Source organism: Actinomadura sp. 6K520 (assembly GCF_004349245.1).
Taxonomy (GTDB): Bacteria; Actinomycetota; Actinomycetes; order Streptosporangiales; family Streptosporangiaceae; genus Spirillospora.
In genome coordinates this window covers 1-8,172 of record NZ_SMLC01000248.1, presented here as the reverse complement: position 1 = coordinate 8,172, position 8,172 = coordinate 1, and the positions used below count along the sequence as shown (strand labels likewise).

Sequence of the window (8,172 nt, the reverse complement as noted above, 5' to 3'; positions counted from 1 at the left end):
GGTCGAGGGGTGGGTCAGCCTGAGTTGGTGGTTACGGGGGTGGCTGCCTCTTGGTGGTGGTCGGTGGGGAGTTGGGTGCGGTAGTCGGCGATCTTGGCGTTGAGGTTCGCCAGGTTGCGGCTGTAGTCGCGGCTGGAGAGCCAGAACTTGTAGATGATGACCAGTTCGAAGGCCAGGAGGCCCGCCCCGCTGATGGCGACGACCGGGATGATGGCGCCGGAGACCACGGCGGCGGCGATCGGGGCGACAATGAAGACGCCCATCTGGAACTCGATGCCGCTGACCAGGTGGGGGCGGATGCGGCCCGCCATCAGGACGTTGCGGATGCGGGCGTACCAGGGGAAGCGCTTGTTGAAGCCCTGCTGGAGCGCGACGTTCGGGTCGTCGCCGACGACGCGGTCCTCCATGTCGGCGTCCGGGTCCTCGCCGATGGCCTGCTCCGCGGAGATCAGGTCGTCGTCGGGGAGGCCGCCGTTGGCGCGCTGGGCGGCCTGTTCCAGGTCGTGGGCCTCGCGGCGGGCGGCGTTGAGGGTGGTCCGCATCTGGGTGCGGACCTTGTAGATCTCCAGCGCGTCCATGTAGCGGAGCATGTCGAGGAACACGACCGCCAGGGCCGTCCAGATGTAGGCGACGTTGCCGGTGGCGGCGTACTGGCCGCCCATGAGAGCGATCGCGCAGGCCAGGACGCGGACGCGGTCGAAGATGTAGTCGAGCCAGGCGCCGAAGACCGAGCCGGTGCCCTTCAGGCGGGCGATCTTGCCGTCCATGCAGTCGAGCGTGAAGGACAGGTGGTACAGCAGCGCGCCGGCGAGCAGCCACGGCCAGGACGCGACGGCGAAGCAGGCCCCGGCGGCGAGGCCGAGGATGAGGGCTCCCACGGTGAGCTGGTTCGGGGTCACCCGCGTCCGGTTGGCCGTGAACTTCACCAGCCTGGAGGCGAGCGGATCGACCAGCAGTACCGTCCACCAGGCGTCACGCGCCTTGTACGTCCGTTGCCGAACGTCGTCGAGCGTGAAGTTCGCCATGGAGATCCTTTCCTTGTGGGAAGCGATCCGATGCTATCGGTGCCCGGTTCCGGTCCTCCGCATTGTCTCCGACTCGTGATCGTCCGACCGGATGATGACCAACACCCTGGGTAGTCTTTGCTGGTGCGTGCCCGACCTGTGCTGCTTCACCTGCCTCTCGTGTGCGTGCTGGTACCGGCGGTCCTCATCCGGGTCGCCGCGGTGCTGGGGTATCCGGCGCCGATGTGGTTCGGTGACTCGCCGGAGTATCTGGAGTCGGCGATCGAGGGGCGGCCAGGGGAGACGCGCCCGTCCGGGTACTCGCTGCTGCTGTGGCTCCTCAAACCGTTCCACAGCCTGACGGTCGTGGTGTCGGTGCAGCATGTCCTCGGTCTGCTGACCGGTGTGCTCGTGTACGTGCTGGTGTGGCGGGCCGCCCGGGACGTCGTGCGCCCCTGGGCGGCGGGGTTGCTGGGGGCGGCGCTGACGGTCCCCGTGCTGCTTCCCGTCCATCAGGTCGCCCTTGAGCACATGCTCATGTCGGACTCGCTGTTCACGTTCCTGCTGCTCGCGGCGGTGGCGGCCGTCCTGTGGCGGCGGCGCATGACGTGGTGGCTGGGGGCGCTGGCGGGGGTGTTCGCGGCGGGCACGTCGCTCACCAGGTCGGCGGGGCTGCCGCTGATCGCGGTGATCCTGGTCGCCATGCTGCTGCGGCGGGCGGGCTGGCGGGCGTGCGCCGGTGCGGTGGCGGCCTTCGTGCTTCCGATCGTCGGGTACATGTTCGCGTTCCAGCACGTGTACGGCGAGTTCGCGATGGCCAGGGCCGGGAACATCTGGCTGTACGGGCGCACCGCCGACTTCGCCGACTGCCGGGTCATCGAGCCGCGGCCCGAGCTCGCGGTGATGTGCCCCGAGCACACCGATCCCCGCATCTCGCCGGCGTTCGCGTCCCTGTGGACGAAGGACTCCCCGTTCCGTGACCTGCCCGGCTGGATCTACGGGGAGCGGCCCGACCGGCTCGCGGGCGAGTTCGCGCGGGAGGCCATCACGGAGCAGCCCGCCGACTACGCGCGGGTCGTCGTCCGCGACACGCTCCGGGCGTTCGAGTGGGAGCGCGAGCCGTACCCGACACCGTGGACGTGGCTCCAGTACGAGTTCCCCGAGGGCGCGTCCTGGAGCGACGAGCAGGACAAGCTCGCAGCGAGGTACGACCCCGAGGGTGAGACGAGGGTCGTCGATCCGTGGGCCGGGATCGTGCTCGGCTACCAGGATCGCGTGGTCATGCCGGGCACCGTGCTCGGTCTGCTGCTGCTCGGCGGGCTGGCCGGAGCGTTGCCGTATGCCCGGTTCCGCGGCCGGTGGACGCCGATGCGGCCCGTCCGGCACTGGGCGACCGGTGCGCTGCTGCCGTGGGGGACGAGCCTCGCGCTGCTCGTCATCCCCGCCGCGACGGCCGACTTCGACTACCGGTACGTCCTGCCCGCCGTCCCGTTCGCCTGCGTGGCTCTCGCGCTGGCACTGCTCCCGCCGGGCCGCGAGGGCCGCGAGGCGGCGGCGCCCGCGGAGCCGGATAGCGTGCCGGCCGAACCGGGCTAGCGTCCCGTCATGCGGCGGGGCCTGGTGCACAGCTCGGCGAGCATCTTCTCCCAGAGCCCGGCGACGGCCGCGATGTCGAAACGCTCGGCCGAGGCGAGTGCGTTGCGGGCCATCCGGTGCCGCAGCTCCTCGTCGTCGATCAGCCGGATCAGCGTCTCGGCGAACGCGTCGGTGTCCTGCGGCGGGACGAGGAACCCGTCGTGGCCGTCATTGATGATCTCGCGGGGGCCGCGCGGGCAGTCGAAGCCCACGACGGGCAGCCCGCACGCGAACGCCTCGATGATCGTCATGCCGAACGGCTCGGCACGCGACGACATGGCCAGGATGGACGCCTTGGCCAGCTCGCCCTCCATGTCGTCGGTCGGCTCCATGAGCAGGACGTTGTTGTAGAGCCCGAGCCGGGTGGCCTTGCGGAGCAGCTCCTCGCGCCGCACCCCCTGCCCGTAGATCCGCAGCCTCCACTCCGGATGCTTCTCCACGACCTTCGCGAAGGCGCCGATCAGCAGGTCGTAGCCCTTGATCCACACCATCCGGCCGGCGGCGACGACGAGCTTGTTCTCCTGCCGGGACCGCGGATACACCCGGTCCGGCAGGCCGTTGCCGATCGTGTAGACGGGGCACGAGCCGTCCGGGAGCGTGGCCTCGTAGTCCTCGCGGTCGGCGACCGTCAGGCAGGTGAGGGCGTCCAGGCGCGGGTACCACTCCTTGATCTCCGCCAGGATTCCGGGCTGGTGGATGCCGAGCTGCAGGTGCTCCTGCCCGATCACGACGACCCTGCCCGGGGCGTGCCGCGCCGCCGCCAGGTTGAGCCCGGCGCGGGTGGTGACCAGCACGTTCGTGCGGAGCCGCTTGAGGAAGCGGGTGATCCGCACGTCGGTCCAGGCGGAGAACCTGTTGTAGCAGCGCTCCTCCGGGTGGACCATCCCGGTCGGTTCCGCCATGAGGCGTTCGGCGCGGGCGGTGTTCGGCCACGGCACCTTCGCGTCCGGGCGCAGGTCGACCAGGCAGCGCAGCCGGACGCGGTCCGACAGCGGGAGGACGGGCCGGTCGGCGTTCCGCAGCACGCTGACGACCTCGACGTCGTGGCGGCGGGCCAGTTCGCCCGCCAGGGTGAAGGTGGTCCGCACGGTGCCGTCGACGTCGAACGCGTCCAGCAGCATGAACGTGATCTTCACTGGGTCTCCTCGGTGACGAGGTGACTCGCGATCGACAGCTCGTCCCTGCCGGTGTAGTACGGCCGCACCGACATCCGCCGCTCATCGCCCGCGTCACCGACGGGGGCGAGTTGCCGGGGGAAGGACACCTTGCCCCGCTTGCCCGGCGCGTCGTCCAGCCGGGTCGCGAGGCGGGCGTGGACGTCGCCGGCGTCGAGGAACAGGTCCCAGAGGGCGGGCTCCTCCGCGGCGAACGCGTCCACCGGCAGGCAGACGTGGAACTCCGTACCGTCGAGCCGCGCGTCCCGCGTCAGGGTGTGGCGCGTCTCGCGTGCGACGGCGGTCAGCCGCGCCGGCACGCCGGGACGCGGGCCCGCGTAGGCGAGCCGCCCTTCGACCCGGATCTCGCCATCGCCCGGGTGCACCGCCTCGACCTCGGCGTGGGGGGACACCTGCCGGACGCGGAGCGACACATGCCCCTCCGGGGAGCGGACGACCCGCACGGCGCGGTCCCGGGGCGCCCCGGCGTAGGCGCGCATCTCCTCGAACGAGAAGCAGGGGTCGTCGGTCAGGAGCGGCACGTCCGTCCCGCCCGCCATGAGCCGCACCTGCCACTTGCCGGGGTCGAGCTCGCCGACGGCGAGTGCGACCGAGGTGCGGTCGCCGCCGACCGGCTCCTCCAGCGTGCCGCCGGACGCGCGGTGCCGCAGCACGATCCGCCGGCCGTCCGGCAGCGGAGCGGGCCACCGGATCCGGAGGCGGTCGTCAACGCCCACCCTGCAATGGTTCGCCACCGCGTCCACGACCTGTGCCTACTCCCCTCATTTCGTATAGGCAGGCGCGAAGCCTACCAATCGCCCCGCCGCCGCCGGCCGCCGAAATGGCACCCCTGGCCTCAGTCGGCCGTACCGAAAACGCGGTCCACGGTGCGGGCGGCGGCGCTTCCGTCGTCGAGGGGGCAGAAGCGGTCGGCGAACTCCTTGTAGCGGGCCGCGTGGCCGGCGGTCGCGGACTCGACGTCGCGGATCGCGTCGATCAGGTCGTCGGACGTCTCGACCAGCGGGCCGGGGGATTCGGCCTCGAAGTCGAAGTAGAAGCCGCGGAGGCGGTCCCGGTAGTCGGCCAGGTCGTAGGTGAAGAACAGCATGGGGCGGCCGGTGTTGGCGTAGTCGAACATCACCGACGAGTAGTCGCTGATCATCATGTCGGAGATCAGGTACAGCTCGGTGATGTCGGGGTACAGCGACACGTCCCGGACGAAACCGTGCTCGTCCTCCGGGACGCCGTCCACGACGTTGGTGTGCAGGCGGACCAGCAGGACGTGGTCGTCGCCGAGGGCCTGGCGGGCGCGCTCCAGGTCGATCCGCATGTCGAACCGGTAGCGGCCGCGGCTGTAGTACTGGTCGTCGCGCCAGGTCGGCGCGTACAGCACGACGCGCTTGCCCTCGGGGATGCCGAGCCGGGCCTTGACCCGCGCGGCGACCGCGTCGGCGTCGGGGCTGTGCAGCAGGTCGTTGCGCGGGTAGCCGACCTCCAGCATCTCGCCGTCGAACGCGAACGCGCGGCGGAAGATCTCCGTGCTGAACGGGTTCGGCGACAGCAGGTGGCTCCACTCGGGGACGGCCGGGCCGGCGGACTTCGACTGCAGCGCCTTCTTCATGCCGGGCGTGTAGGCGAAGTGCACCTCCTTGATGTCCTTGCCGATCTTCTTCAGCGGGGTGCCGTGCCACGTCTGCAGGACGACCTGGTCCGGGTGCCGCTGGAACTCGTCGCCGAGCCGGTGGTTCGTCACGATGTAGCGGGACGTGGCGAGCGCCTCGTTCCACTCCTTGCCGTTCAGCCGGACGGCCCGCAGCGTGCTCGGCAGCTCCACCTGCGCGTCGTTGACGACCCACAGCTGCTCCAGGCCCGGGTTCCGCCGCAGCAGCTCCTCGTGGATCGCCTTCGGGCTGTCGGAGTACTGGCGGCCGTTGAAGCAGGAGAACAGGACGGCGTCGCGCAGCCCGTCGCGCTCGACGCGCCGGCGGGCCTCCTCGCGGTACTTCGGACCGGCGTTCTTCTCCTCGGACGAGACGTCGCCGGTCACCGACACGACCAGCCGCCCGTCGCGTCCCTCCAGCTCGTAGCCGCGCCGCGCCACCTCCAGCGGCTCCGGCAGGTTCTTGGCCGCCGGGTCCGCCAGCCGGACGGTCAGCGCCCGGCCGCCCGGGGGCCGGAACAGCACGTCCCAGCGGCCCGGGCGCAGCGGCAGCACGCCCGCGACGCCCGGCACGGCCGCGACCGGGAGCTCCGCGCGCAGGACGCCGGAGGACGCGTCGGCGACGAGGTCGAACGCGTGCTCCTTGCGGCGGGCCCGCCCGCGCAGCACGATCTGCCCGCCGTCGTGGGCGGTGTGCGTCGCGGTCAGCGTCAGTGTCCCGTCGGGCCGCCAGGTGCAGTCGTCCACGACCAGCCGGGTCGTGGTGCGCCGGACGCGCAGGTAGCCGCTCGGGCCGCGGCCGGCGGTGACCTCCAGGGGGCCGAACGCCCGGTCGACGTCATCGACGCCCTCGGCGAGCACCAGCGGGCGGCCGCCGGCGTAGACCGTCCAGTCGCGGGTGTCGTCGATGCGCTCCGGCGGGATCGGCGACCCTTCGAGCGCCGCCGGGTCGACGCGGGCGGTGTGCCCGTCTCCGGCGGGCGTGACCGGAACCGGGACGCGGTCGTCGCCGAGCGACAGGACGAGCTCGTCGGGCGCCTCGCCGGTGGCCTCCAGCTCGATGACGAGCGCGTCGCCGTCCCAGCGCAGGGCGGTCGCCTTCGTGGCGACCTTCTCGACCGTGATGACGAGGCGGCGATCCTCGATCCGGGGCACCACGCGCACGTCGTCGGCGACGTAGTGGTACGGCGGGTGGGCGCCGGTGCCGGAGCTGCCGCCGCGCAGCGGCCCCTGCCGGAACACGCCCGCGTTGAACACCGACGCCTGGACGTCCCAGTCGCCCTCGACCCACGTGCCGCGGTCGCGCAGCCGGCCCACGTCGAAGGTGAACTCGAACCCGGACCAGCCGGACTTCTTGCCGGGCTTCGGGGTCTGCCTGGCCTTCGCCACGATCTTCCGCTTGCCGGACCGCAGCGTCATCGTCTTCACCGACGTCCAGCGGCGCCGCATGCTGACCGAGTTGATGTACGCCTCGCCGGTGACGGTGAGCCGGTCACCCTCCCAGCTCACCGCGTGGACGCGGCCGCGCATCCTGACCTCGCCGCGCGCCCGGTAGATGTCGCGGGGGATGTCGAGCGAGGAGTCCTTCCAGTACGGGTACACGACGTACCGGCGCAGCGGGTCGCGGACGATCGACGGCGACGCCTTCCCCCGCTCGTACCGGACGACCTTCACCAGCTCCGTCGTGTGCCCGGTGCCGGCGAGGTGCCACTTCAGCCGGGTCAGCGCGGACGCGCCGGCGAGCACCTTCGCGGAGATCCCGGACGCGTAGGCGGCGGCCTGCGCGACGACCTGGTCGCGTTCCTCGGCGGGGACGTCCGGCAGCGCGTCCAGGAACACCCGCAGCTCGTCGTTGACGGCGAGCAGCTGCAGGCGGCGGCGGGACCCGGGGTGCCCGTTCTCCTCCAGCCACGTCGTGGCGAGCGTGACGGCGCCGAACCCGTCCGCGATCTCCTGCGGCTCCGTCGTCGGCTCGAACAGCCGGCCGTGGCGGTGCAGCACGACGTCGGGCAGCACGTCGATCGCGGTGGCCAGGTGCAGCGCCTGGATCGTCGTGGGCAGGTCGTCGTAGCGGCCGATGTCGGGGAACTCCAGCCGGTGCGCGGCCCAGAAGGAACGCCGGAAGAGCTTCCCCGCGACGCGGCGGTCGGCGATCAGGTCCGGGGTGCGGGTGAGGTCGGTGCCCGTGACCGGTTCGGACGGCTGCCTGGACGGCCGCCACTGGGCCACCTGGCCCGTCCACCGGCGCACGGCCGCCCGCCCGGCCGCGATGTCCGATCCGGATTCGTCGAGGGCGGCCAGCAGGGCCGCCAGCGCGCCCGCCGGGAGCTCGTCGCCGCCGTTGACGAACAGGACGAAGTCGCCGTCGCTCTCCTGCACGCCCAGGTTGCGCGCTGCGCCGCGGCTCAGGGCGCCTTTCCGGACGATCCGGAACCGGCCGTCGGGAACGACGGTCTCGGCGGTGACGCCGGTGCCGTCGTCCATGACGAGCACGTCCAGATCGGTGTGCGTCTGTGCGGCGAGCGACGCGAGGGTGTCGGGCAGCGACTCGCCGGCTCCGTGCGCGAGCACGATGACGCTGATCCGGGTGGCGGACAAGCGACCCACTCCTTTGATCACTTGGCCGGCCCGGCGGCTGTGCCGGGTCGGGGGGATGGCGTGTTGCGCGGCGGGCGCCCGGGGGACGGGCGCCCGCCGCGCAACACGCCCTGTCTCTGAT

5 protein-coding genes are annotated in these 8,172 nt (G+C 72.0%); 1 reads left to right on the top strand and 4 read right to left on the bottom strand.

The features are described 5' to 3' along the window. Positions 1 to 14: 14 nt before the first annotated feature. Positions 15 to 1,025 carry a CDP-alcohol phosphatidyltransferase family protein gene (locus E1289_RS34660; protein ID WP_131987924.1) on the bottom strand — a complete coding sequence of 337 codons (1,011 nt, stop codon included), beginning with the start codon at positions 1,023 to 1,025 and terminating at the stop codon, positions 15 to 17. A gap of 123 nt (positions 1,026 to 1,148) precedes the next feature. Between E1289_RS34660 and E1289_RS34655 the strand changes: the two genes are divergently transcribed. Then, positions 1,149 to 2,600, top strand: a complete 1,452-nt coding sequence (locus tag E1289_RS34655) for a hypothetical protein (protein ID WP_131987922.1) — start codon at positions 1,149 to 1,151, stop codon at positions 2,598 to 2,600. On the opposite strand, the gene E1289_RS34650 is transcribed toward E1289_RS34655, so the two are convergent. The 3 genes from E1289_RS34650 to E1289_RS34640 all read right to left on the bottom strand — a co-directional run bounded on the left by E1289_RS34650 (position 2,597) and on the right by E1289_RS34640 (position 8,051). Then, positions 2,597 to 3,775, bottom strand: coding sequence for a glycosyltransferase family 4 protein (locus tag E1289_RS34650; RefSeq protein ID WP_131987920.1), 1,179 nt, complete (start codon positions 3,773 to 3,775; stop codon positions 2,597 to 2,599). The genes E1289_RS34655 and E1289_RS34650 overlap by 4 nt on opposite strands. Beyond that, a complete protein-coding gene (locus E1289_RS34645) occupies positions 3,772 to 4,530 on the bottom strand; it encodes a hypothetical protein (RefSeq protein WP_131987918.1) in 759 nt (252 codons plus the stop codon). The genes E1289_RS34650 and E1289_RS34645 overlap by 4 nt, the downstream gene beginning before the upstream one ends. A 119-nt stretch (positions 4,531 to 4,649) precedes the next feature. Beyond that, a complete protein-coding gene (locus tag E1289_RS34640) occupies positions 4,650 to 8,051 on the bottom strand; it encodes a CDP-glycerol:glycerophosphate glycerophosphotransferase (protein ID WP_165970740.1) in 3,402 nt (1,133 codons plus the stop codon). Positions 8,052 to 8,172: the final 121 nt, after the last annotated feature.

Coding starts and splice junctions, on each gene's coding strand:
- E1289_RS34660 (WP_131987924.1), bottom strand. CDS start 1,025: ATGGCGAACTTCACGCTCGACGACGTTCGGCAACGGACGTACAAGGCG.